This is a genomic window from Ruegeria sp. AB11 (assembly GCF_056536325.1).
In genome coordinates, this window is record NZ_JBQFJO010000001.1 from 3,006,822 (window position 1) to 3,031,158 (window position 24,337).

28 protein-coding genes are annotated in these 24,337 nt (G+C 56.6%); 16 read left to right on the plus strand and 12 right to left on the minus strand.

Annotated features, from left to right (window positions below):
- Positions 1 to 16: 16 nt before the first annotated feature.
- The 7 genes from ACR3EJ_RS15035 to nthA all read right to left on the minus strand — a co-directional run bounded on the left by ACR3EJ_RS15035 (position 17) and on the right by nthA (position 4,023).
- Entirely contained in the window at positions 17 to 262 is a 246-nt protein-coding gene (locus ACR3EJ_RS15035; protein ID WP_170538972.1) for a hypothetical protein, read from the minus strand.
- A 15-nt stretch (positions 263 to 277) separates the two neighbouring features.
- Positions 278 to 574: a hypothetical protein gene (locus ACR3EJ_RS15040; protein ID WP_170538970.1), complete on the minus strand. Its 297-nt coding sequence runs from the start codon at positions 572 to 574 to the stop codon at positions 278 to 280.
- A gap of 79 nt (positions 575 to 653) precedes the next feature.
- The gene (locus ACR3EJ_RS15045) at positions 654 to 896 is read right to left on the minus strand and encodes a DUF2842 domain-containing protein (protein WP_170538968.1); all 243 of its coding nucleotides are present in this window, start codon (positions 894 to 896) and stop codon (positions 654 to 656) included.
- Positions 896 to 2,188: an adenylosuccinate synthase gene (locus tag ACR3EJ_RS15050; protein ID WP_010439192.1), complete on the minus strand. Its 1,293-nt coding sequence runs from the start codon at positions 2,186 to 2,188 to the stop codon at positions 896 to 898. Before ACR3EJ_RS15050 ends, ACR3EJ_RS15045 begins: the two co-directional genes overlap by 1 nt.
- A 220-nt stretch (positions 2,189 to 2,408) precedes the next feature.
- Entirely contained in the window at positions 2,409 to 2,738 is a 330-nt protein-coding gene (locus tag ACR3EJ_RS15055) for a nitrile hydratase accessory protein (protein ID WP_170538966.1), read from the minus strand.
- On the minus strand, positions 2,735 to 3,412 hold the full coding sequence (gene nthB / locus ACR3EJ_RS15060) for a nitrile hydratase subunit beta (RefSeq protein WP_170538964.1): 678 nt from the start codon (positions 3,410 to 3,412) through the stop codon (positions 2,735 to 2,737). Before nthB ends, ACR3EJ_RS15055 begins: the two co-directional genes overlap by 4 nt.
- Positions 3,409 to 4,023: a nitrile hydratase subunit alpha gene (gene nthA, locus ACR3EJ_RS15065; protein WP_170538961.1), complete on the minus strand. Its 615-nt coding sequence runs from the start codon at positions 4,021 to 4,023 to the stop codon at positions 3,409 to 3,411. The genes nthB and nthA overlap by 4 nt, the downstream gene beginning before the upstream one ends.
- Positions 4,024 to 4,174: 151 nt before the next feature.
- On the opposite strand from nthA, the gene secG reads away from it, so the two are divergent.
- From secG to ACR3EJ_RS15120, 11 genes are all read left to right on the plus strand, one after another.
- Positions 4,175 to 4,543, plus strand: a complete 369-nt coding sequence (gene secG / locus ACR3EJ_RS15070; protein WP_170469190.1) for a preprotein translocase subunit SecG — start codon at positions 4,175 to 4,177, stop codon at positions 4,541 to 4,543.
- 160 nt (positions 4,544 to 4,703) lie between these two features.
- The gene (locus ACR3EJ_RS15075) at positions 4,704 to 6,347 is read left to right on the plus strand and encodes a CTP synthase (RefSeq protein WP_170538959.1); all 1,644 of its coding nucleotides are present in this window, start codon (positions 4,704 to 4,706) and stop codon (positions 6,345 to 6,347) included.
- A gap of 102 nt (positions 6,348 to 6,449) precedes the next feature.
- A complete protein-coding gene (locus ACR3EJ_RS15080; protein WP_170538957.1) occupies positions 6,450 to 7,226 on the plus strand; it encodes an isocitrate lyase/PEP mutase family protein in 777 nt (258 codons plus the stop codon).
- 71 nt (positions 7,227 to 7,297) lie between these two features.
- Entirely contained in the window at positions 7,298 to 7,591 is a 294-nt protein-coding gene (locus ACR3EJ_RS15085) for a DUF1330 domain-containing protein (RefSeq protein WP_170469182.1), read from the plus strand.
- A gap of 41 nt (positions 7,592 to 7,632) precedes the next feature.
- The gene (locus ACR3EJ_RS15090; protein WP_170469179.1) at positions 7,633 to 8,082 is read left to right on the plus strand and encodes a tellurite resistance TerB family protein; all 450 of its coding nucleotides are present in this window, start codon (positions 7,633 to 7,635) and stop codon (positions 8,080 to 8,082) included.
- Positions 8,083 to 8,103: 21 nt separating this feature from the next.
- On the plus strand, positions 8,104 to 8,541 hold the full coding sequence (locus tag ACR3EJ_RS15095) for a tellurite resistance TerB family protein (RefSeq protein WP_170469177.1): 438 nt from the start codon (positions 8,104 to 8,106) through the stop codon (positions 8,539 to 8,541).
- A 132-nt stretch (positions 8,542 to 8,673) separates the two neighbouring features.
- Complete coding sequence (locus tag ACR3EJ_RS15100) at positions 8,674 to 9,849, plus strand: S41 family peptidase (RefSeq protein ID WP_170538955.1); 1,176 nt, start codon at positions 8,674 to 8,676, stop codon at positions 9,847 to 9,849.
- A gap of 269 nt (positions 9,850 to 10,118) precedes the next feature.
- Positions 10,119 to 10,895, plus strand: a complete 777-nt coding sequence (locus ACR3EJ_RS15105) for an ABC transporter ATP-binding protein (RefSeq protein WP_010439167.1) — start codon at positions 10,119 to 10,121, stop codon at positions 10,893 to 10,895.
- A gap of 31 nt (positions 10,896 to 10,926) precedes the next feature.
- The gene (locus ACR3EJ_RS15110) at positions 10,927 to 11,640 is read left to right on the plus strand and encodes a transporter substrate-binding domain-containing protein (RefSeq protein ID WP_010439165.1); all 714 of its coding nucleotides are present in this window, start codon (positions 10,927 to 10,929) and stop codon (positions 11,638 to 11,640) included.
- Between the two features lie 75 nt (positions 11,641 to 11,715).
- Positions 11,716 to 12,603, plus strand: coding sequence for an ABC transporter permease (locus tag ACR3EJ_RS15115; RefSeq protein WP_029621742.1), 888 nt, complete (start codon positions 11,716 to 11,718; stop codon positions 12,601 to 12,603).
- Positions 12,600 to 13,406, plus strand: coding sequence for an ABC transporter permease (locus ACR3EJ_RS15120; protein ID WP_010439160.1), 807 nt, complete (start codon positions 12,600 to 12,602; stop codon positions 13,404 to 13,406). The genes ACR3EJ_RS15115 and ACR3EJ_RS15120 overlap by 4 nt, the downstream gene beginning before the upstream one ends.
- On the opposite strand, the gene ACR3EJ_RS15125 is transcribed toward ACR3EJ_RS15120, so the two are convergent.
- Positions 13,403 to 14,212, minus strand: a complete 810-nt coding sequence (locus tag ACR3EJ_RS15125) for a M90 family metallopeptidase (RefSeq protein ID WP_170538953.1) — start codon at positions 14,210 to 14,212, stop codon at positions 13,403 to 13,405. The genes ACR3EJ_RS15120 and ACR3EJ_RS15125 overlap by 4 nt on opposite strands.
- A gap of 211 nt (positions 14,213 to 14,423) precedes the next feature.
- Here ACR3EJ_RS15125 and ACR3EJ_RS15130 point away from each other — a divergent pair, with 211 nt between their 5' ends.
- The 5 genes from ACR3EJ_RS15130 to ACR3EJ_RS15150 all read left to right on the plus strand — a co-directional run bounded on the left by ACR3EJ_RS15130 (position 14,424) and on the right by ACR3EJ_RS15150 (position 20,469).
- Positions 14,424 to 15,743, plus strand: coding sequence for a glutamine synthetase family protein (locus ACR3EJ_RS15130; RefSeq protein ID WP_170538951.1), 1,320 nt, complete (start codon positions 14,424 to 14,426; stop codon positions 15,741 to 15,743).
- 58 nt (positions 15,744 to 15,801) lie between these two features.
- The gene (locus ACR3EJ_RS15135) at positions 15,802 to 16,482 is read left to right on the plus strand and encodes a type 1 glutamine amidotransferase (RefSeq protein ID WP_170538949.1); all 681 of its coding nucleotides are present in this window, start codon (positions 15,802 to 15,804) and stop codon (positions 16,480 to 16,482) included.
- Complete coding sequence (locus ACR3EJ_RS15140; protein WP_170538947.1) at positions 16,482 to 17,840, plus strand: glutamine synthetase family protein; 1,359 nt, start codon at positions 16,482 to 16,484, stop codon at positions 17,838 to 17,840. Before ACR3EJ_RS15135 ends, ACR3EJ_RS15140 begins: the two co-directional genes overlap by 1 nt.
- 12 nt (positions 17,841 to 17,852) lie before the next feature.
- The gene (locus ACR3EJ_RS15145; RefSeq protein ID WP_170538945.1) at positions 17,853 to 19,157 is read left to right on the plus strand and encodes an NAD(P)/FAD-dependent oxidoreductase; all 1,305 of its coding nucleotides are present in this window, start codon (positions 17,853 to 17,855) and stop codon (positions 19,155 to 19,157) included.
- A gap of 112 nt (positions 19,158 to 19,269) precedes the next feature.
- A complete protein-coding gene (locus ACR3EJ_RS15150) occupies positions 19,270 to 20,469 on the plus strand; it encodes a DegT/DnrJ/EryC1/StrS family aminotransferase (protein WP_170538943.1) in 1,200 nt (399 codons plus the stop codon).
- Positions 20,470 to 20,471: 2 nt separating this feature from the next.
- Here the strand turns inward: ACR3EJ_RS15150 and ACR3EJ_RS15155 are convergent, their stop codons facing one another.
- The 4 genes from ACR3EJ_RS15155 to ACR3EJ_RS15170 all read right to left on the minus strand — a co-directional run bounded on the left by ACR3EJ_RS15155 (position 20,472) and on the right by ACR3EJ_RS15170 (position 24,314).
- The gene (locus tag ACR3EJ_RS15155; protein ID WP_170538941.1) at positions 20,472 to 21,233 is read right to left on the minus strand and encodes a trypsin-like serine protease; all 762 of its coding nucleotides are present in this window, start codon (positions 21,231 to 21,233) and stop codon (positions 20,472 to 20,474) included.
- Between the two features lie 8 nt (positions 21,234 to 21,241).
- Complete coding sequence (phaR, locus tag ACR3EJ_RS15160; RefSeq protein ID WP_170538939.1) at positions 21,242 to 21,796, minus strand: polyhydroxyalkanoate synthesis repressor PhaR; 555 nt, start codon at positions 21,794 to 21,796, stop codon at positions 21,242 to 21,244.
- Between the two features lie 136 nt (positions 21,797 to 21,932).
- A complete protein-coding gene (locus ACR3EJ_RS15165) occupies positions 21,933 to 22,379 on the minus strand; it encodes a phasin family protein (RefSeq protein ID WP_029621740.1) in 447 nt (148 codons plus the stop codon).
- 132 nt (positions 22,380 to 22,511) lie between these two features.
- Positions 22,512 to 24,314, minus strand: a complete 1,803-nt coding sequence (locus ACR3EJ_RS15170) for a PHA/PHB synthase family protein (RefSeq protein ID WP_170538937.1) — start codon at positions 24,312 to 24,314, stop codon at positions 22,512 to 22,514.
- Positions 24,315 to 24,337 lie beyond the last annotated feature (23 nt).

A 24,337-nucleotide genomic window follows, 5' to 3' on the forward strand; every position in this document is an offset into this window, starting at 1 on the left:
CTTGTACCAGCGCATCTCACTGTAACTCTGAACAATAACCAAAGCCGCCAATGTTTCCCATCGCGGTGACACTCCATCGATCGTTCAGAGCACAACTGTAGCGCGCTCCAACCAATGGGTCAGTCCAACTTTGATCCATGCTGAATGTGCGATCCAGCACCGTGGTTGAAACATCAAGATTCCAATGGCGCAGCCCGGCAATCGCTTCCAGCCGCGACTGATTATCTTCATAAACCGCGAAACCGGCCCCCAGCGATGTCATGGTGCCCTCAAGCTCTCAACTGGATGCGTTGTCAAATAGTCCGATGGAAACATCGTCTCCAAGGTTCAGGTAGTTGAACTCGCATCCAATGGACCATCGGCCATTTCGGGCCTCGCCTGCAATCAGAAAGGACCCCTTTAGAATACTGAAGATCGAGGTGTCCCCGTTCACCGGCGGGTTCGGCCCCATATCAAGGGAGGTCCTGAATTCTGGTCCCCAATCATAGGGTGCAACCGTGTAGTTCCAGTCTCCAGCCTGAGCGCCATATGCGGCACAAGACACGGCGAACGCCGCGAAAAGCCCTTTGTTCATACCCTAACCGCCCTTACCTGCAACGCGTTTACGCTGCAGTCAGCGTGCCTCGCGAATGACGCACCAGCAGTCGGAAAGTCTAATTTTGATCCTGATCTGGGTCTTCTTTACCCACACCACGAAAGACAAACTTGAAGGGTAATGCCCATAGAATGCCCAACGCGACATAGACCAAAAGCTCCAGCCAGATTGGCGGGCGGTCCAGCCAGTTCACGATAGTCACAACCGCAACGATATAGACTGGCAACCCGACCAGCAGCAGTACCAGAGACCAGCGCCGCCGTGCTTTGTAGCTGAGGCCGGGTTTTTCGCCGCCGCTCATCAGTCTGCAAACGGGTCGGTCACCAAAATGGTATCCTCCCGCTCCGGGCTGGTGGACAATAGGGCAACCGGGCAATCGATCAGTTCCTCGACCCGGCGCACATATTTGATCGCGTTGGCCGGCAGATCAGCCCAGCTGCGTGCACCTTCTGTCGATTCGCTCCACCCCGGCATCTCTTCGTAGATCGGCGTGCAGCGCGCCTGTTGATCGGCGGCTGTCGGCAGATAGTCCAGACGTTTGCCATCCAGCTCGTATCCAACGCAGATTTTCAACGTCTCGAACCCATCCAGAACATCCAATTTGGTCAGCGATATGCCGTTCACACCGCTGGTCGCACAGGTTTGGCGTACCAGACAGGCGTCGAACCACCCGCAGCGTCGCTTGCGACCCGTCGTCGTGCCGAACTCATGTCCCCGTTCGCCCAGACGCTGGCCATCTGCATCATCCAACTCGGTGGGGAATGGCCCCTCACCCACGCGGGTCGTGTAAGCCTTGACGATGCCCAGAACGAAGTCGATCGAGCCCGGTCCGATTCCGACGCCCGTTGAGGCCTGGCCGGCAATCACATTTGACGATGTCACAAACGGATAGGTCCCGAAATCAATATCCAGCAACGCGCCCTGCGCGCCTTCGAACAGGATACGCTTGCCCGCCTTGCGCTTCTCATTCAGCACCTTCCACACCGGTGCTGCGAAAGGCAAAATCTGCGGCGCGATCTCTTTCAGCTGCGCGATCAACGCATCCCGATCAATCGGATCAAGCCCCAAACCATTGCGCAGCGCGTTGTGATGGACCAGCGCCCGATCCACCCGCAGCGCCAGCGTTGCGTCATCGGCCAGGTCAGCCACGCGGATCACGCGACGCCCGACCTTGTCCTCATAACACGGACCGATCCCGCGACCGGTCGTTCCGATCTTGGCGACCGAATTCTGGCTCTCGCGCGCACGATCCAACTCGCCATGGAACGGGAGGATCAGTGGGGTGTTTTCAGCAATCATCAGCGTCTCAGGCGTGATATCGACGCCTTGTGCACGGATTGTTCCGATCTCTTTGATCAGGTGCCAAGGATCAAGAACAACACCATTGCCGATCACACTCAGCTTGCCGCCGCGCACCACGCCCGAAGGCAGCGCGTGCAGTTTGTATACCTCGCCCTCAATGACCAGTGTGTGCCCGGCATTATGTCCACCCTGAAAACGCGCGATCACGTCTGCACGCTCGCTGAGCCAGTCGACGATCTTGCCTTTTCCTTCGTCACCCCACTGGGCGCCGACAACAACCACGTTGGCCATATCCGGTCCTTTTGCGCTGAATAATCAAACCCAGCTCATATAGCGGGGCACAGACGGCAGGGAAACCGATATTTCGCCGCAGTTGAAAATCGCTCTGCGCGCGATGCCTCCGGCGGAGGTGTTTTGGGCCAGATGAAAAACGGATCCCCTGCTTCATCTGGCCAAAAGTACCTCGGGGGAGCCGCCCGAACGGGCGGCGGGGGCAGCGCCCCTTCTGCTTTTAGCGCAAGTGTACGGGGTGACCGTGGGGTGTTGTCAGATAGGCCTCTTCCCATGCATTGCGAAAATCTTGGACATCATCAGTGGGTGCTTCTCCCTGCTCAGCCAGCAGCGCCTCCAAGGTCTCCAACCAAGCGTGAAAGTAATCATCACCACCATCCAGTTCTTTTTTGAGGCCGTTCCGTTTCAAAGTATTGGAAAACCGCTCTGCCCAGTCCGACCAATCAAACCGGCCCGCTTCGTTCAAAGCTACGGTGACCGCAAAAACCTGCGCGTGCCAGGGCTCGGCGAAAATCGGCTCCGGGGCCGAATGGGTGATACAATCGCTCATGCCGGTTCCAGATAAGATTGCCACAGATCCAATACGACCTCGTCTGACGGATGCTCAGGATTTGCCCAAAGCTCCGAGGCGGAAAACGCGACGGCGTAAAGCGGCTCAGGGGCCTCACCCAATCCATGGGCGTTGGAATCCGGCAGCACATGGGTGCCATGCAGCCTAACGACGCGCCCGGTCGCGCCCGCGGCATAGGCGGGCAAACGGGTGTGACCGCCCTCAGCCAAACGGTTGGCCGAGCGTCGCAAAGTCCGCACCGCGTCGCCCGCCTGAAACCGAACGGCAATGTCCGACGGGCGTTCTGAGGGTCCGCCCTTGGCCAACGCACTTGCTACCTCTTCCGCCTTTAAGGCTCGTTCGGCCAAAGGGTGCGTAGTTTCCCGTTCCACTCCACGCAGGTCATCCAATGTCAGTACGCCTTTATCAACCAGCATGTCCGCCAACGCAGATATCCATTTCTCATAATAAGAGAAACGGCTGTAGTCTTGGGGTAACAAGCATTCTCGAGCATGGCGTTTGATATCGATGTTCCACTGACCTAGAAAATCTGAAGCCACTGTCACGGCCAAAGCCCGACCGTGCCAGTCTTTCGCAAAGATCGGAGCGTCCTCAGCCTCCGGCACAACCGCGCCATCGCCAAAACGCCCTCCCATGTCATGAACCCGCGTCATGATGGCACCTTGGGCAGCCCGGTGCCGATCATACTGTCGCGGGTTACCAGCGCGGCGAGTTCTTCCTCGCTCAGCCTTTCGCTACCCTCGGGGCGCATCGGCAGGACAAGATAGCGAATCTCGGCAGTCGAGTCCCACACCCGTACGGAGGTATCTTCGGGCAGCGTCACGCCAAATTCGGCCAGAACCTTGCGTGGTTCGCGTACGGCGCGGGCGCGGTAGGCGTCGGATTTGTACCAGCCGGGGGGGATACCCAGCAGCGGCCACGGATAACAGCTGCACAAAGTGCATACGACCATGTTGTGCTGCTCGGGCGTGTTTTCCACCACAACCAAGTGTTCACCCTGCCGACCGTAATACCCCAGATCAGCCACGACCAAAGTGGCATCTTCCAGCAACGCGGCCTTGAAATCAGGATCGCTCCAGGCCTTGGCAACGACTCGCGCGCCGTTTTGCGGGCCGATCTTGTTTTGATAGGTATCAATGATCTCATCCAAAGCGGCCGGATCGATCAGGCCTTTGCGGGTCAGAATCGTTTCAAGCGCCTTGACGCGAAGCGCGGGTTCAGGGGGCAACAGGGCGTGCGGGTGGTCGTGATCATCATGTGGCATGGGGCGCAGCCTGCGCGACAGAACCGCACCCTGTCCAGTCTCTTTGGTGTGATATGAAACATCACTGCTCGTGATGCCAACTCGTGACTTGCCCCCGCTGGCAAACTTGCATAAGTACCACGCGATACACGCCACGCTGTACAGGACCACCATGGAAAACGTTGTTCTCATCATCCACCTTCTTCTGGCATTGGGCCTGATTGTCGTTGTGCTGATGCAACGTTCCGAAGGCGGTGGCCTTGGCATGGGGGGCGGTGGCGGCGGGGCCATGACGGGCCGCGCGGCAGCGACCGCTCTGGGCAAGCTGACCTGGATCCTGGCTGCGTGTTTCATCGTAACCTCGATCACGCTGACGATTCTGGCCGCTCAGAAATCTTCGGGCAGCTCAGTAATTGATCGTTTGGGCGTACCTGCTCCGGCACCGGCTGAGGAAAGCGCTCCGGCGGTTCCATCTGCGGATGAACTGCTGCCGCCAGCACAAGGCGACGACGCTCCGCTGATCCCGCAGGCTGCCGACTAAGCCACAAAACCTAGAAATTCATAAGGGAACTGCAACAGCATCTTGCGGTTCTCTTGCGCTATGTGCGCGAATCCTTTATATGTGAAGTCCCGTGATGCAGCGGTTTTTTGTAAGCCGCCGGGCAGCTGATAATGACGTCTCACGGGAGCAGCCGAACAACATGGCGCGTTTTATATTCATCACTGGTGGTGTGGTTTCATCCTTGGGCAAAGGACTGGCTTCGGCGGCTTTGGGCGCGCTGTTACAGGCCCGAGGGTATTCGGTGCGTCTGCGCAAGCTGGACCCCTACCTGAACGTTGATCCGGGCACCATGTCACCGTTTGAACATGGCGAGGTATTCGTCACCGATGACGGGGCCGAGACCGATCTGGACCTTGGCCACTATGAGCGATTCACCGGCGTGGCCGCACGTAAAACCGACTCGGTCAGCTCGGGCCGGATTTATTCCAACGTGCTCGAGAAAGAGCGGCGCGGGGATTACCTCGGCAAAACCATTCAGGTGATCCCGCACGTCACCAATGAGATCAAGGATTTCATCGCCATTGGTGAGGATGAGGTCGATTTCATGCTCTGTGAGATCGGCGGCACTGTGGGCGACATCGAAGGTCTGCCCTTCTTTGAAGCCATCCGCCAGTTCAGCCAAGACAAGCCGCGCGGGCAATGCCTGTTCATGCACTTGACCCTGCTGCCCTACATCAAGGCCTCGGGCGAGTTGAAAACCAAGCCGACCCAGCACTCTGTGAAAGAGCTGCGCTCGATCGGTCTGGCCCCCGATATTCTGGTGTGTCGCTCGGAAGGCCCAATCCCAAAGAAAGAGCGCGAAAAGCTGGCCCTGTTCTGCAACGTCCGCCCCGATAGCGTAATCGCGGCGCAGGACCTCAGCACCATCTATGATGCCCCGCTGGCCTATCACCGTGAAGGCCTTGATCAGGCGGTTCTGGACGCGTTCCAGATCAGCCCGGCCCCCAAGCCCGATCTGGCCAAGTGGGAGGATGTCAGCGACCGCATCCACAACGCCGAAGGCGAGGTGAAAGTGGCCATCGTCGGCAAATACACCCAGTTGGAAGACGCTTATAAGTCGATCGCCGAGGCCCTGACCCATGGCGGCATGGCCAATCGGGTCAAGGTCAAGGTCGAATGGGTCGATGCCGAGGTGTTTGACAACGAAGACGCCGCACCTCATCTGGAAGGCTTCCACGCCATCCTGGTCCCCGGCGGCTTTGGCGAGCGTGGGACAGAAGGCAAGATCAAGGCCGCTCAATATGCGCGTGAACACAAAGTGCCCTATCTGGGCATCTGTCTGGGCATGCAGATGGCCGTGATCGAAGCCGCACGCAACGCGGCGGGAATCACCGAGGCCGGGTCCGAGGAATTCGACCACGAGGCCGGTAAAAAGCGTTTTGAGCCAGTGGTTTACCACCTCAAGGAATGGGTGCAGGGCAACCACAAGGTCGAACGCAAAGTCGGTGATGACAAGGGCGGCACCATGCGCCTAGGCGCCTATAACGCCGTCCTGGCCGAAGGCTCGAAAGTCGCAGATGTCTATGGCAGCACCCAGATCGAGGAGCGCCACCGACACCGCTATGAAGTTGACATCAAGTACCGCGACAAGCTGGAAAAAGCGGGCCTGAACTTCTCGGGCATGTCGCCGGATGGCCGTTTGCCGGAAATCGTCGAATGGTCGGATCACCCATGGTTCATCGGTGTTCAGTACCACCCGGAACTGAAATCCAAACCCTTCGACCCGCACCCTCTGTTCCGCGATTTCGTGCGCGCCGCGAAAGACACCTCGCGCCTGGTCTGATCACGGACCGATAACAGTATTGTACCGCTCGGCGCGAAATATCTTTACGCGCCGACCAGTTACACGGTTAACTGCCGCCATAGCAGCGACAGGAGACCGGCCATGACCAACCAGATTACCCAAGCAGAAACCTTTGCCGCCCTGCATAAGAAGGGCGATCCGGTCATCCTTTACAATATCTGGGACCCCGGCAGCGCCGCCGCTGTGCGCGATGCGGGGGCCAAGGCACTAGCGACCGGCAGTGCTCCGGTCGCGATGGCACAGGGGTTTTCGGATGGGCAGAACATCCCCTTTGATGCGGCGCTGGACAACGCCCGCCGCATTGTTGAGGCGGTCGATATCCCGGTTACGATGGACCTTGAAGGCGCCTATGCCGAAGATACTTTTGGCATATCGGCCAATGTCAAACGCGCGCTGGAAACCGGCGTAGTCGGCTTCAATTTCGAAGACCAAATTGTTGGTACTAAAGAGCTTTATGACATTGAAACCCAAGCCGCGCGTGTCGCCGCCATGCGCGAATCTTGCGATGTTGCGGGTGTGCCTGCTTTCATCAACGCGCGCACCGATATTTTCCTCAAGGCGGCTCCGGAAACGCATGACCAGGCGATGCTGGATGATGCCATGGCCCGCGCCAAAGCCTATGCCGATGCTGGGGCCAGCGGCTTCTTTGCGCCGGGCCTGAAAAACGAAGCGATGATTGGCCAGCTTTGCGAGGCCACCGACCTGCCCGTCAACATCATCGCCCTGCCCGGCACGCCGGATACGCCAACGCTTGCAAAACTCGGCGTGGCGCGGATCAGCTATGGCCCGGTGCCTTATCGGCAAATGATCGCTTGGCTGCAGGACAAAGCGCGCGAGGCGCTGCAGACAGGCGGTTGATCCACTTTTAAGGGATTGCATTTTATGCGGTTCCTCCGCACCTTGCATCAGATACCAGCGGAGGAATTGCCGTGGCCAGAGGTTATTGGGTCGCCCATGTCGATGTAGACGACATCGAAACCTACAAATCGTATGTCGCTGCCAACGCGGCCCCTTTTGCCGAATATGGCGGCAAATTTCTGGTGCGTGGCGGTGAAAGAACCGAGGTCGAGGGCAAAGCCCGCGCCCGTACAGTCGTGATCGAGTTTCCCAGCTATGAACAGGCCCTGGCCTGTTATGAAAGTGCAGGATATCAGGCCGCCAAAGCCCTTCGTGATCCGGTATCAACCGCCGATCTTGTGATTATTCAGGGCTATGAGGGCTAGCACCGCTTGGCGCGCCTCGAATTACGGAATATCTTGACCTCATGTTGAAAAAATTCTTCCAGGCCTTCCGGCCTCCGCAACATGACAAGTTGCCCGATCCTGATGCCGAACTGGCTTTGGGGGCGCTGCTGGTGCGCGTGGCACAGGCCGATCGCGACTATAAGCTGGAAGAGATCAGCCTGATCGACCGCATCCTTGCGCGTCTCTACCAGCACAACGCGATTGAGGCCGCCAAGGTCCGCGCCACTTGTGAGAAGCTGCACGCAGCCGCCCCCGAAACCGACACGTTCGGCAAGCTGATCCGCGAAACCACCAATCTGAACGAACGTCTGGCCGCTCTGGACGCGCTTTGGGAGGTGGTGCTAGCCGACGGCAATACGGATGAAGGAGAAGTCAAGATCGTCGAAGAAGCCCGCATTGCCATGGGTCTCAGCTTCAACGACAGTAAGGCCGCACGCGAACGGATACAAAGCCGCTTGGAAGCGACTTGAGCAGCCTCTATATGTTTGACCATGTTCAGTGATTTCCTGTCCCGGCTCACGCAGCCGCAGCCCGACCCGCTTGTAGAAGATGACGCCCGTCTGGCCCTCACCGCCCTGTTGGTGCGCATTGCGCGGTCCGACAATGATTATGCCGATACCGAAATGGTCCGGATCGACCGCATCTCGGCTGAACGTTTTGGCCTGTCCCCATTCGAAGCCGCCGCCTTGCGCGCCCGTGCCGAAGATCTTGAGGCCGAAGCCCCCGACACCGTCCGCTTTACCCGCGCCATCAAAGAGGCCATCGTCTATGATGATCGCCTAGCCGTGGTGCAGGCAATGTGGTCGGTTGCATTGGCAGATGGACACCGCAGCGGAGAAGAGGATTCGCTGCTACGTCTCGTCGTAAGCCTGTTGGGTGTCAGCGACGTGGATTCGGCACTGGCACGGCAAAAAGCAGCAAAGGCCTGAGCCAATTGCAGCACAGCCAAGCGAAAAGCCCAACTACGAAGCTGCTGGATAATTTTGCCTGAGCTGAGAAAGGTTGATGTCGGCTTCGAGCCCAATCTAGACATTGACGATTGGCTATGCGCACTGTGAATCATGGCGCTGACGGAAGACCTGAAGCAAATTCTAGAAACTGCTCTGCCAACCGATCCCAGTTTTCGTCGGATCGATAAGGCCGTAATAGACAGCTGCCTTAGTGAAACCCGGAGATACGCCTCGGAGGGCTGCATCGAAGCCTTCTTGATGTCCGCGATGCGCCTATTGGCACTCCCCCAAAATGGGCACACAAGGCTGATCCCGAATGATGCGATCTCGGTGCTGCCGCTGAGGTTTGTGAGCGTGGGGCGTTCAGTGCAAGTCATGGGGGCGGCACCAGGGGTAATTGCACCGCGAGGAAAGTTGATCGCAATCAACGGTGCGGCTTTGAGCCAAATTGAAGCCACGGCAGAGAATTTTCTGGCGGGAACGTGCCAGAGGAAAAGGGTCATCTGTCCGATCCTTTTTGCGTGGCCGTACGCTTTGGCACATTTGGGTTTTTCGTCAAACGGCAAAGTGACCGAATATCGTGTGCAGGACGAAAATGGGCAGATAGCGAATCTGAAATTGGCAAATGAACAGACGGTTCCCGGATCGATGCTCTACCCGAGAAACGAGCACGGCAAGGCTGATCCAGCTTGGGAACCCGAGATTTTTGTGGAAATACAGGACTGGCAAGAGCTTGGGCTATCAATAGTGTTACCAAGCTTCTTTGATCCGAACGAAAGTGCGCTACCCAAAGCCATCTCAGCCGCAGTGGAACATGTGCGCGCCGGCTCGACCAAGACACTTCTGATTGACGTTCGCGGAAATACTGGTGGCGACTTTCTTTTAACGATGCCCTTGATCGACGCGATCTCGGAAAGCGCAATCAAGCAGGTTGTTGTGCTTGTCGATAAATTCACGTTTTCCGCAGCGATAGTGTTTGTAGCCATCCTTAGACATCGATTGGGAAACAGGCTCAAACTCATCGGGGAAGAGATGGGTGACGGATTGACGTTCTTTGCCGAGGGCGGGTTGCTCGATTTGCCGGTTAGCGGAGCGGTCGTTCGATACTCATCAGCCTTTCACGACTGGAAGAATGGAACGTCTGACGAAACCACACCGCCCGATATCGCGCGGCAAATCGTACCCGCAGGAGCACTGAGTTTGGATTTGGTATGGGTCGCACGGCCTATTGGTGAGCATGGAAACGTCGCGTTCTATCAACAAATTCTCAAAAGCGTGAACGATTAGACGAACGGCCGATAAGTCCCGCAATGTTGGCATTGGATATCGTACATATGATGGTGGTGTCGATAGCCCGAGAACCGTCACTGCAAATCTCATAAGCTTACCTGTCTGTTCGCCCTAACGGCACGCAAATCGCCCAACCAACTGACAATTCTGACAGCGTCATTGGCCAAATTGGCTATTTCTCAGCGTGAACTTGTTATTTGCGCATTGCATTAGCCCGATTTTTCAGCCCTATTACCGCACCAACACCAATCATATCTGGACAGCCCGTGACAGACGCCGCTCCCGTCATCGAGATCAAGAACCTTCACAAAAGCTTTGGCCAACTTGAGGTGCTCAAGGGCGTGGATATCACCGCGCATCGCGGCGACGTTGTCTCGCTGATCGGGTCTTCAGGCTCGGGGAAATCCACCCTATTACGCTGCTGCAACCTGTTGGAAGACAGCCAAGAAGGCGAGATTCTGTTCAAAGGCGAACCAGTCCGCTGGACCGGCAGCCACAATCACCGTCGTCCAGCCGACCCCAAACAGGTGCTACGCATCCGCACCAATCTGTCGATGGTGTTTCAGCAGTTTAATCTGTGGGCGCATATGACCATCCTGCAAAACGTGATGGAGGCCCCCGTCACCGTTCTGGGCCGAGATCGATCCGAGGTTGAGGACAGCGCTCGCAGGTATCTGGAAAAGGTCGGCATCGGCGACAAATGCGATGTTTATCCGGCGCAGCTGTCGGGCGGACAGCAACAGCGCGCCGCCATAGCGCGGGGGCTGTGCATGGAACCGCAGGCGCTGCTGTTCGATGAACCGACCTCGGCGCTCGATCCCGAACTGGAACAGGAAGTGATCAAGGTGATCAAGGATCTGGCCGCGGAAGGTCGCACCATGATCATCGTGACCCACGACATGAAGATGGCTGCGGATATCTCGAGCCACGTCGTCTTCCTGCATCAGGGCCTGATTGAAGAAGAGGGCCTGCCAGAAGATCTATTCACCACCCCTGAATCCGAACGGCTTCAGGGCTTTCTCTCCGCCACTCAGGCGGCTTAATCAACGGACAGAACCAATAAGGGGAGTAACAATGAAAAACCTGATTCTGACCACTGCAGCACTGGCGCTGACCGCCGGTATCGCCATGGCCGATACCGTGCGCATGGGCACCGAGGGCGCCTATGCGCCTTGGAACTTCATCAACGACGCGGGCGAGATCGACGGTTTCGAACGTGAACTGGGCGATGAGCTGTGCAAGCGCGCGAATCTGGAATGCGAATGGGTCAAGAACGACTGGGATTCGATCATTCCGAACCTGGTGTCGGGCAACTATGACGTGATCATCGCAGGTATGTCGATCACCGACGAGCGCGACGAAGTCATCGACTTCACCCAGAACTATACGCCACCGGATCCGTCTGCCTATGTTGCGCTGTCCGATGACGTTGACGTCGCTGGTGGCGTTGTCGCAGCTCAGACCGGAACAATTCAGGCAGGTTACATTGCTGAATCCGGTGCAACTCTGGTCGAATTCGCCAGCCCTGAAGAAACCATCGCAGCCGTCCGCAACGGCGAAGCCGATGCTGTGCTGGCTGACAAATCCTTCCTCGCACCGATCGTCGAAGAAGACGGTGAGCTGAAATTTGTTGCCGATGACGTACCGCTGGGCGGTGGCGTCGGCATGGGCATCCGTGAATCGGACGGTGAACTGAAAGAAAAGTTCAACGCAGCGATCCAATCCATGAAGGATGATGGCAGCTTGAACGAGCTGATCACCAAGTGGGAAGTGTCCTCGACCTTCTAATCTAATGATCCAAGTGGCGCGCCCTGAACGCTGGGCGCGTCGCTGCAGCGCCCTTGCCAGTCTAAGAGGCCCGCCATTTTCTCGTACTGCTCCGATCCCGATACGCTGGGTACATTCCGTTGGTTCTCATGCTACCTGACCAACGGCGTCCACTGGTCGTTCTACGCCTCATTCCTCAAGGTGCTGGCCTTGCTGGCGGTCACCGCCCCGGTTGCATTGGGTTTTGGCTTTGTCGGAGCCATGGCAGCGCGCTCGCATATCCCGCCGGTTAGCTGGTTGGGCAAAGGGTATATCGCGATTGTACGCGGCGTGCCCGATATTGCTTTTTTTATGTTCTTCGTGATCGCTCTGGATCAGGGTTTTGAGTGGGTAAGACACAAGATTCTCTGCCCCGACTGGACCGATCCGATCCGTCAGGGCAACGATTTCCTCGTCTGCCAGGCCGCCAAACTACCACTGGGCAGCGCCCCTGAATGGGTGCACGAAACCTACGGCTTTTTCCTCGCGGTCATCACATTTTCCATTGTGTTCGGCGCTTTCGCTGCCAACGTCTTGTTCGGCGGCATGCGCGCCGTGCCGCATGCGCAGCTGGAAACGGCAGAAGCCTACGGCATGACCCGACGCCAGACATTCTGGAAAATCCTTGTTCCTCAAATGTGGGTTTATGCCCTGCCCGGTCTGTCCAACCTGTGGATGGTGTTGATCAAGGCGACCCCCCTGCTGTTCCTGCTGGGAGTCGAAGATATCGTTTATTGGGCCCGCGAATTGGGCGGCACAAAAACTTCGAAATTCACGCAGTACCCCCATGGCGATTGGCGCATGTGGTACTTCCTTGGATTGCTGATCTTCTACCTTGGCATGACGCGTTTCTCGGAACTCGGGCTTGAAAAACTGATGCGTCGCCTGTCCCACGGTCAGGCCACATCAGGCGGCGAGCTTCTGCGTAAGGAGACCACCGCATGAGCTGCATCCAGACCATACAGGATTATGGCCTCCGTTCGCTTGGCTTCGGTGAACGCCTTCTGCCCAAGACCGATTTCACATTGTGTGAGCAGTTTACCCTGATCGGCTCGGGTATGATCTGGAACGTCTATTTCGGCGCGATGGCGCTGGCGACCGGGTTCTTTTTGGCCACTGCGCTAGCCGTTGGAAAAGCATCCACCAACAAATGGCTGCGCAAACCGTCCGAGTGGTTCATCTTCCTGTTCCGGGGGTCGCCGCTCTTCATTCAGTTCTTCTTTGCATATTTCTTCTTCTTATCGCTGAAGAAAACTTACCCGATGTTCGACGCTCTGACCTCGGCTTGGCTGGGCGCCCTGATTGTGCTGTTCCTGAACACAGCCGCCTATTCGGGCGAGATCTTTTATGGCGCCCTACGCTCGATCCCCAAGGGAGACATCGAAGCGGCAGATGCCTACGGCATGTCGGGCTGGTCCCGGTTCCGCCGCATCGTCTGGCCCACCATGCTGCGGCTGGCATGGCCCGCCTATACGAACGAGGCGATCTTTCTGTTCCACGCAACTACGCTGGTCTTCTTCTCGGCCTTCCCGGCCTGGCAGCAAAGGGGCGATGCGCTGTACTACGCCAGCTATTTCGCGGACAAGACGTTCAACCCGTTCATCCCCTACCCGATTCTGGCATTCTATTTCATCCTGTTGACGCTGGTGATCGTTTGGGGGTTTGGCATGATCAACAAACGCCTGAACCGCCACCTGCCAGCCGAGCGAAAAGCAAAGATGCGGTTCCGCCTGAACCTTGCCCGCTAAGCCCAGTCCACTGGATTGAGTCGGAACAGTTTCGAAAGCTGCTCGTAGACTTCTGGCACCTCGTACTTCAACGTACGGGGGCGCTCGAAGAATACTTCGACCGAGACCGCAAAGAACTCTTCATGCCCCGTCGCACCATAGGGGTCGATTACCGTACGCCGCCCGCTTTCAACAGCGTGGACATGCGCGTCATAGGCGGTCAGGAAAACCTTTTCCCATTCGGCAAAACTCTGCCCTTCGCTCAGGATCGGCACACCATTCGTACCTCCGGACAGATCATCAATCTGATGCGCAAATTCATGTAGCACCACATTCTGCCCATCGCGATCATCCAGCGCGCCCTGCCGGCTGTGTGCCCATGACAAAATGACCGGCCCGCGATCCCAGCTTTCTCCGGTTCGTACGATCTCTTTCTCCGAGACTACATAACCCGAGCGTCGCTGCTGCTTTGACTTGAACGCATTGGGATAGATCAGAATGGTCGTCAGATTGTCATACCAAAGATCGCTGTTGATCACGAGAAGACAGGCCTGCGCCGCAATCGACAGCTCCATCTCTTCGGTCACTTCAAGCCCGTCGCAGCCATAAAAGCTGACCTGATCCAGAAACAGATTCACTTTGCCATCCAGGTGGCTGCGCAATGAGGCGGGTAGTCGCCGGATGATGGGCACCTGTTGTTCGATGATGTCACCCTGATGCGAGGTCAGATGGGTCGCCAGCAGTGCCGCGCGGGCCTGCTTTTTGGACCAGAAGTAATAGCCGATCCCGCCTGCGACCAGTAACGCAATAGTAAGAAAGATGAACATACCCGAGACTATAGGGATCACCGCGCCAGGCACAATCAGGTGCCTGAATGTTGTACAACTCGGAAGAAAGCGGTTTTGATCCCTGTACAAGTTGGAAGATATCCAGCTTCGGCCCTTATCGCAAAAAGCGTTGACTCATAATTTGATCAAATTTAGTGACAAGGCGCTAATCCTGATTTAAACCTCTCGTGACAAGACCACGGAGCCCCCAATGGACCTGAGCGCCCTGCACACATTTCGCGTCGCCGCCTGTGACCTGAACGGACAGATGCGCGGCAAACGCGTGCCGCCCTCCTATGCCAACAAGCTGGATAAGGGGGCTGTTCGAATGCCGTTCTCAGCGCTCAATGTCGATCTTTGGGGAGCCGATATTGATGGCAGCCCGCTGGTCTTCGAAAGCGGAGATGCCGATGGCGTCCTGCGTCCGACAGGGCGTGGCCCAGTGCCGGTGCCCTGGCTCGACACAGCCACTGCCCTAGTGCCCATGTGCCTTTATCATGATGATGGAACTCCCTTTGCGGGCGATCCCCGGCACGCGCTATCTGCGGTACTGGGCCGCTATGCAGAACGAGGCTGGTCGGTTGTTGCCGCCACTGAGCTGGAATTCACTCTGCTCGACGCTTCAGGCGACCAACCGCAAGCTCCTATCAACCCGGTCACCGGCCGCAGGCTGCAGGACGAGGCCGTTCTATCGATGGCCGAGATGGATGCCTTTGATGCGTTCTTCACCGATCTTTACGATGGCTGCACCGCAATGGGCATCCCGGCCCAAACCGCCATTTCTGAGAGCGGGATTGGCCAATTTGAGATCAACCTGAATCATCAGGACGCCTTGCGTTGCGCCGATGATACATGGCTTTTCAAAGGCTTGACGCGTGGTCTTGCACGCAAACACGGATTCACTGCGTCCTTCATGGCCAAGCCTTACGCCGAGGATGCTGGCAACGGGATGCATGTGCACTTCTCGGTTATCGACGCTGATGGCCAAAATATCTTTGACGACGGTGGGCCCAAAGGCACCGAATTGCTGCGCTCAGCAGTTGCGGGATGTCTGGCCGCGATGTCCGGCTCAACCCTGATCTTCGCGCCGCACGGAAACTCTTACACACGGCTTGTACCCGGCGCGCACGCCCCCACTGGTGCCAGTTGGGCCTATGAGAACCGCACAGCCGCCCTGCGCATTCCGGGCGGAGCCCCTGCCGCCCGACGGATCGAACATCGCGTCGCTGGGGGAGACATCAACCCCTATCTCATGCTGGCCGCCGTGCTAGGTGCCGCGCTGCTTGGTATAGAGGACGGCTTGCAGCCACCTGCTCCGATATCCGGAAATGCTTATGAGGTTGCAGACCTCCCGCAGCTTGCTCCCGACTGGTCCTCGGCAATTTCCGCATTTGAGACAGACCCGTTGGTTGCGCGCATCTTCCCTGCTGACCTGATCCGCAACATGGCGATGACAAAACGGCAGGAAATCGCGCGCTTCGCAGAGCGGCCCCCAGAAAGCCACTGGCTTAGCTATCTTGAGAGCGTATGAGCCTCTTGCCCGCCTCGTTCTGCTCCGCTAGAATAAATTTGATCAAATTTGGTGAACTATGAAAATCGGCATCCTTGTAACCGGCCACCCACCCGACGAATTGTATGATCAATTCGGGGAATATGATGGAATGTTTCGTGCATTGCTGGGCGGCAACGGCTTCGAATTCCAGACATATGCAGTCGTCGATGGAGAGTTTCCTGAGGACGAACATCAGGCGGATGGATGGGTCATCACGGGCTCACGCCATGGTGCTTACGAAGATCACCCGTGGATACCACCGCTCGAACAATTGATCCGGGACATTCAGAAAACCGGAAACCCGCTGATCGGTGTCTGCTTTGGTCACCAGATCATCGCGCAAGCCCTTGGTGGAAAAGTGGAAAAGTTCAAAGATGGTTGGGCCATTGGACGCACCGATTATCGTTTTGGCGATCAAACTGTCACCCTAAACGCATGGCATCAGGATCAGGTGACCCAACTGCCCGAAGGTGCTGTGGTCACTGGCACGAATGACTTTTGCCAAAACGCCATGGTCACTTATGGCGATACGATCTGGACCGTGCAGGCCCATCCTGAATATGGAAATGACTTCATTCAGGGCTTGATGGAGACCCGAGGCAAAGGCGTGGTTCCTGATGCGTTGATGCAGGAGGCCGCGAACCGGCATGATGCCCCGGATGACAATGCCGAATTCGGTCGCCACATGGCAGAATTCCTAAAGAAAGCGAGGGCCTGATGGCCGACTGGACAGATCAGCTGCCTGAAGCGGCGCGCACCTATTTCGAAGGCAAACGGCTGGATGAAGTTGAATGCATCATCTCTGACCTGCCCGGCATCGCCCGCGGCAAGGCGGTCCCGGCGTCAAAATTCGCAAAGCAATCTTATTTTCACCTACCCGACAGTATTTTCTACCAAACTATTACTGGGGATTGGGGCGAAGCCGCAGGTGAAGATGGTTTCATTGAACGCGACATGATCCTGAAGCCTGATTTCTCAACTGCGTCGGCCGCACCCTGGACGGGTGACTGGACGTTGCAGGTGATTCACGACGCGTTCGACCGGGATGGGGAACCGATCCCCTTCAGCCCGCGCAATGTGCTTAAACGCGTTGTGAAGATGTACCATGAAAAGGGTTGGAAGCCGGTTGTCGCCCCTGAGATGGAATTTTTCCTTGTCGCGCCGAATGTAGACCCGGCGCAAGGGATCAAGCCGATGATGGGCCGCTCGGGCCGTCCGGCGGCGGCGCGGCAGGCCTATTCGATGACGGCGGTCGATGAATTCGGGCCGGTGATCGACGACATCTACGACTTTGCCGAGTTTCAGGGGTTTGAAATCGACGGGATCACGCAAGAAGGCGGGGCCGGTCAATTAGAGATCAATCTGCGTCATGGCGATCCTGTAAAACTGGCCGATGAGGTATTCTACTTCAAACGTCTGATCCGCGAAGCCGCGCTGCGTCACAACTGCTTTGCGACGTTCATGGCGAAACCGATCGAAGATGAGCCGGGCTCGGCCATGCACATCCATCACTCGATTATCGATATGGAATCGGGTCAAAATATTTTCTCGGGCCCTCAGGGCGGAGAAACGGACGCCTTCTACAACTTCATCGCCGGCTTGCAAAACCACCTGCCCGCAGGGCTTGCGGTGATGGCGCCGTATGTGAATTCTTATCGCCGCTACGTCAAAGACCACGCGGCTCCGATCAATCTGGAGTGGGCGCGCGACAACCGCACAACCGGCATTCGCGTACCTCTGTCCGGCCCCGAGGCGCGACGGGTCGAGAATCGCATCGCAGGCATGGACTGCAACCCTTATCTGGGCATCGCATTGTCACTGGCCTGCGGCTATTTGGGGCTGATTCAGCAAGAACGCCCACGCCGCCAATTCTACGGTGACGCCTATGAAGGCGACGGCGATATCCCTCAGATCATGGGTGAAGCCCTGGACTTGTTTGATGAAGCAACAGCCCTGCACGAAGTTCTGGGTCCTGAATTCGCCCGCGTCTACGGCATCGTAAAGCGTGCTGAGTACGAAGAGTTCTTGCAGGTCATTTCCCCGTGGGAACGCGAGCATCTGCTGATGAACGTCTAAGGCAACGACGCGATGAACCTGCTGTATTCCAATGATCGCAAGGCGGAGTACCCGCCGAGCTGGTACGCCGCGACTGCGCATCCATTCGACCGCTATCCGGCACTTGAAGGCGACCACACCGCAGACGTCTGCATTGTCGGGGGCGGATATACGGGCCTTTCGGCCGCTTTGCATTTAGCTGAGGCCGGGTTCGATGTTGTCCTGCTCGAAGCTCACCGCGCGGGCTTTGGCGCTTCGGGTCGCAACGGAGGCCAACTGGGCAGCGCACAGCGGATGGACCAGGAGGATCTTGAGCGGCTCGTTGGCGATGACGACGCCTTAAAGCTTTGGGAACTGGCCGAAGATGCAAAGGATCTGGTCAAATCACTGATCTCAAAGCATCAGATCGACTGCGATCTGAAGCCAGGAATTGCGGTTCTGGGCTTCAACGACTCGGAGCGCGCTGAGCTACATGATCACGCGGCGCATCTGTCGGGCAGATACAAATACCACCAAATCGAAGCCCTGGATGCCGATGCTGCGCGCGGGCTTTGTCCCTCACCTGCCTATGCGGGTGGGTATCTGGACAATGGTGCGGCGCATTTGCATCCGTTGAACTATGCGCTTGGCCTTGCGCGCGCCGCGGTCGGAGCGGGGTTACGACTGCATGAAGACACCGAGGTTCTTGGCATCGATCAAGGCGCTCGCGTGACTGTGCGCACGGAAAAAGGCAAGATCACCGCAGATAACGTTATTCTGGCCTGCAACGGATATCTCGGCGATCTGAACCGGCAAGTTGCATCGCGTGTGATGCCCATCAACAATTTCATCGCGGCAACCGAGCCATTGGGCGCCGAGGCGCAAAAGGTATTGGCCAAGGATATCGCGGTCGCGGATACAAAATTTGTGGTAAACTATTTCCGGCTAAGCGCGGATGGAAGGCTGCTGTTTGGGGGTGGCGAAAGCTATGGCTATCGTTTCCCTGAGGACATCGCTGCCAAGGTGCGCAAACCGATGACCGAGATTTACCCGCATCTGCGAGACGTCAAGATTGACTATGCTTGGGGTGGAACCCTCGGTATCACCATGCGGCGTATGCCCTACCTCACCCGGATCGCACCGAATATCCTGTCCGCCTCGGGTTATTCCGGTCACGGCGTTGGCACTGCGACCCATGCGGGGCAACTAATGGCACTGGCTATTCAGGGACAGGCTGAGGGATTCGATACCATGGCCCGCGTTCCTGCACTGCCTTTCCCTGGTGGACCCGCATTGCGAACGCCCCTGTTGATCTTGGCGATGACTTGGTACGCGATGCGCGACAGGCTGGGTATCTGAACACATTCCATACGACGAATTGGTGAAATCTCGCTGACGATGCGAATTGGGACTTGGCTTGTCTGTGTATCGAATTTATATTTCCCAAAGATAAAATTCGGGAAATCCAAATATGACGCTTGTACCCAACGTTCATGAAGCCGAACCTATCCCCGCAGCCGCAAGAGATGTCATTGACGCCCTGATGAAGTCAGGCGATTTGTTCCGCTATACCGCACCGCAGGATGCGCCTGTCGCCTTGCTGGAAACAGAGTTCGCAGAACTACTCGGCACGAAATACGCGCTCGCTGTTTCGTCCTGTTCCGCAGCACTATTTCTGTCGCTCAAAGCGTTGGGCTTACCCCGCGATGCGCGGGTTCTGATTCCCGGATTTACCTTTGCGGCCGTGCCGTCTTCAATTGTGCACGCGGATTGCATTCCGGTTCTGTGCGAGGTCGGCGACAATTATCGCGTCGATATGGCCGACTTCGCCGCCAAGCTCGACAGCGTGCAGGCGGTGATCATCAGCCACATGCGCGGTCATACTTCGGATATGGACGCCATCATGGAGCTGTGTGACGCACGCGATATCCCGGTGATCGAAGATGCAGCCCACTCATTGGGTACCACATGGCATGGGCGCAATATTGGCACCATCGGCAAGGTCGGCTGCTTCTCGTTCCAATCCTACAAGATGATCAACGCCGGTGAAGGTGGCATTCTGGTCAGCGATGATGCTGATCTGGTTGCTCAGGCGGTCATCATGTCGGGTGCGTACGAGCATAACTGGAAAAAGCACTCAGGTTCGCCCGAGCTGGAACAGGCCTTTGCCCGCTGGCAGAACCGGTTGCCACTGTACAATCTGCGCATGAGCAACCTCAGCGCCGCAGTGATCCGTCCTCAGCTTCCCGAACTGGCGCGCCGCGTGCGGGACGGCCTGGCGAACCATGACTACGTGGCCGATCGCCTGAACACCTCACCCTATATCAATGTCCCTGCCCCGCTTGCACCCGAGCAGCGCGCACCGGATTCAATCCAGTTCAATCTAGTTGACCTTAACGACGAAGAAATTCGCGCCTTCTCCGCTGCTGCCGAAGCGCGTGGTGTCAAAGTGCAGGTGTTTGGCATGAGTCAGGACAATGCCCGCGCCTTCTGGAACTGGCAGTTCCTGCCCGAGCAGTTTGATCTGCCGCAGACCCGCGCGATGTTGATGAAGGCCTGTGATGTGCGCCTGCCTGTGCGCCTGACACGCGAAGAGCTGGACATCATTGCCGACATCCTACTGGCCTCGATCGGTGAAGTTGTTGGTCCGATGCCGGTTTATGGCACCTAACTCTAACGCCTGCCCAGATCGAACTCCTGTATAGACAGAAACAATGCATCAATCCCATCGGGGGTTGGTGCAATACGCGATAGTATTCCTGCAACGGCGAGGCCCGCATCGGTTTGTACGAGGAACGGTGCACCAGAATCTCCCATCATGACCGGGCAAATCCCATGGAAAAGCCCATCACCTGAGGGGTTCGGGGCACATGAGCCCGTTTGACTCAGCACATGCGGGCGCAATCCGGGATACCCTACGACCGAACCGCCCCTCTCAGGGGTCTGGGAAATTGGGAAAAAGCCCAACTGGGCTCCAATCGGTTGGTCCAGTTCCAATACGGCCCAATCCAGATCAGCGCGATTGTTGAAACGACCTCCAACACCCTGCTCTGCATCAAGCCTATATGCTGTGACGGATGAGACAGCGGCGGCTTCACCGCGTTGATACCCCGCTGCAAAGCGGATGCTGCCAGGAGGGATCCAGCGCTGACGGGCAGCGTTGAACAGACAATGCGCTGCGGTCAGAACCAAATGTTCAGCGACAAGAACACCCGTGCAGTGCGACCGTTGGCTACGACTGGCAAAGTTGACGCGCCCTATCGCGCGCCAGGGTTCAGTCGAGGCGTCCAGAATTTCGCGAGCGCGGATATCATCGCAGCCCGCAGCGGAATCCTGTCCTAATGTGCAGACAGGTTCCCAGATCGACGTGAACTGCCCTTGTGCTGCAGCCTGGGATGCCCAAAACACCGCGCACAGCACAAACAGCCAGCGCATCGGTAAAATCAGCTCAGCTTTGAAAGCTTCTGCTGCAAATCGGCAAGCTGCTTCTTGATGTCGTCCAGATCTTCTTTCGGCTCGGACGGTGCCTCAGCCTCTTGTTCGGGGCTGGACCAATTACCAGCCAGCCCCCCGGTCATGGCCTTCAGGAAAGCCTTTTGCTGCGCCTGCATCGCGTCGAAACCCGGCATCTGTGACATCGGGTTCATCGCATTCATGTTTTCCATCATCTTGGACTGGCTTTCGCGCAGCATCTCGAACGAGCTCTGCAAGAATTGTGGCATCATACCCCCGCCCGGCACCATGTAGCTACGGACCAGATCATTCAGGACGTTAACCGGCAGCACATTCTCGCCACGGCTTTCATGTTCAGCAATGATTTGCAGCAGATATTGCCGGGTCAGGTCATCGCCGGTTTTCAGGTCAATAATCTGCACTTCGCGCCCGTCACGGATGAAGCCCGCGATATCTTCAAGCGTCACATAATCGCTGGTCTCAGTGTTATACAGCCGACGGCTGGCATAACGCTTGATCAGCAGAGGTTTTTCTTGTTCCGACACCCTGTACCCTCCCCAAGGATGATGCGTTGCAGCAGAGGTTATGCGACTGCAGAACAAAAAGAAAGGGCAGGTCAAGCGACCTGCCCGCAGCGATTGCACCATTTGGGAGGAATGGGTGCTAAGTCGCAGTCTTATCTTACTTTGCAGTTGCTGCTTTCTTTGCTGCAGCAGTCACCTCGTTGGTGGCTTTTTTGACAGCTGCGGTTGCATCTTCTGCAGCGTCTTTGCCAGCCGCCATCAGCAGCTCAACGGTTTCGGTCTGAACTTTTTTCGCAATCTCAGCGAAAGCAGCCAGGTTTTCAGCAGCAACTTCAGCCGACGCGCTTGCGAAGTCGGTTGCAGCTTTTGCGTAATCTGCAGGCTCGGTTTTTGCTTTCGACATCTCGGTCAGTTTGGCCAGAGTTTCTTTGGTCCATTTGTTCGAGATTTCAGCCGATTTCTCAGCTGCGTCCAGAGCAACGCCCGACAGCTTTTCGTTCAGCGAAGCAGTCGATTTGAATGCGTCTTCCAGAGCGGTTGTGTCAACCGGGAACGCGCCCATCATGTCTTTCAGGGTCGCGGTAAAGTCTTGGGTCTTTGCCATTGTCCTAAATCCTTCTAGCCGTTCCGGGCCCGCCCCGGTTCTCATCAGCTTGAAGGCAATATGATTGCTGCATCGCAGCATTGCAAGTTTTTTCTTGCTGCAATGCAGAATATTTTTAGTTTCAGAATGATATCAGCGGTTTGCCTTGACCAAAACATAGGTCCCCGGAGCCGGACATAAGCGCGGATGATCCGAATCGCCGGTATCCCGGGCCGGAACCTGCTTGCCTGACCGCTTCTTCAACCACGCTTCCCACATCGGCCACCACGAACCTTCGTGGAAGTCAGCCTCTTTCAGCCAGGTCTCAGCATCCGCTTTAAGATCAGGATTGGTGTAGTGACCATATTTCTTCTTGCTCGGCGGGTTCACGATGCCAGCGATGTGGCCGGACTCGGACACTACAAAGGTCTTTGACTTCGAACCCATCTGCTGCACCCCGCGATAGCAATCCTTCCACGCGGCGATATGGTCTGTTTCACAGGTAATCGCCATCAGCGGTACATCCACATCTTTGATATGCAGCTTCTGCCCCAGCAATTCGAACCCGTCCGTCACGAAACCATTACTCTGACATAAACCGCGCAGATACTGGATCGCCATCTTACCGGGCAGATTGGCCCCATCCCCGTTCCAGTAAAGCAGATCAAAGGCGGGCGGCGTCTCTCCCATCATGTAGCTGCGGATCGCCGGTGTGTAGATCAGATCCCGTGATCGCAGGAAGGACATCGTCCGGCCAATGATCCAGGCCTTCAGCACGCCGTCTTTTGAAACCTGATCTTCGATCCCATCTACGAAATCGTTTTGCAGGAACGGCGTAAATTCACCCTGCTCTCCAAAGTCCGTCAAGGTTGTGAAGAAGGTAGCCGATTTGACAGATTTGTCGCCACGTTGCTTCATCAGCGAAAGGGTTAGGCTGAGTGTCGTTCCAGCAATGCAGTAGCCTACCGCGTTGACCTGCTTGACCTTGCAGATTTTCTTGACCTCTTCGATGGCAGTCAGAAACCCTTCCTGAATATAGTCTTCCATCCCGATATCAGCATGAGAGCTGTCGGCATTGACCCAGCTGACCACAAACAGAGTATAGCCCTGCTCGGTCACCCACTTGATCAAGCTGTTCTGAGCTTTCAGGTCGAGGATATAGAATTTGTTAATCCAGGGCGGGAACAGAACGATGGGGGTTTCATGCACCGTCTCGGTCACCGGTTTATATTGGATCAGTTCCATCATCCGGTTGCGGTAAACGACGTCTCCGGGCGTTGTCGCGATATTGCCACCGATCTCAAAGGCGCTTTCGTCGGCGAGCCGAACAACCATCTCGCCGTCATTGGCCTCAAGATCGGATACGAGGTTTTCAAGCCCTTGTATTAATGATTGACCTTCAGTCTCGACGGCTTTCTCCAGGGCATCGGGGTTGGTGGCCAGAAAATTGGTCGGTGCCATCATATCGATGATCTGTTGCGAGAAATAACGCAGGCGCTGCTTGTCTTTGGTGTCTAGGTCATCAACAGATGCGACAGCCTGAGCGATCGCATCAGCATTGGTCTGGTATTGCTGGCGGATCAAGCGGAAATAGGGGTTGGTGTCCCACATCGGGTTGGAAAACCGCTTATCTTTGACTGGGGCGTCCGGCTCTTCGCTTTCGCCAGAAGTCATCGCTTTCTGCGCTTCGGCAAAGTTGAGTACTGACTTTCCCCAATACTCGATCTGTTGTTCCAGCAGCTTTGAAGGGTTTTGCATAACATCAGCCCAATAGGCTGTTGCTGCTTTTGCAAAAAGCTCTTGATTCGGGCCGTCTAACGCAGGGGTATGCGGCGTTTTTCCCGCCATGACTTCGACGAGGCGTTTGGACAATTCTTCGACTTTGCCCATATTTTCTTTAAGTCGTTCAATATGTTCTTCAGTCAATTCTGGCGTCTGGTCGTCGGTAGTTGTCATTTTAACAATTCCCCCCTAGTCTC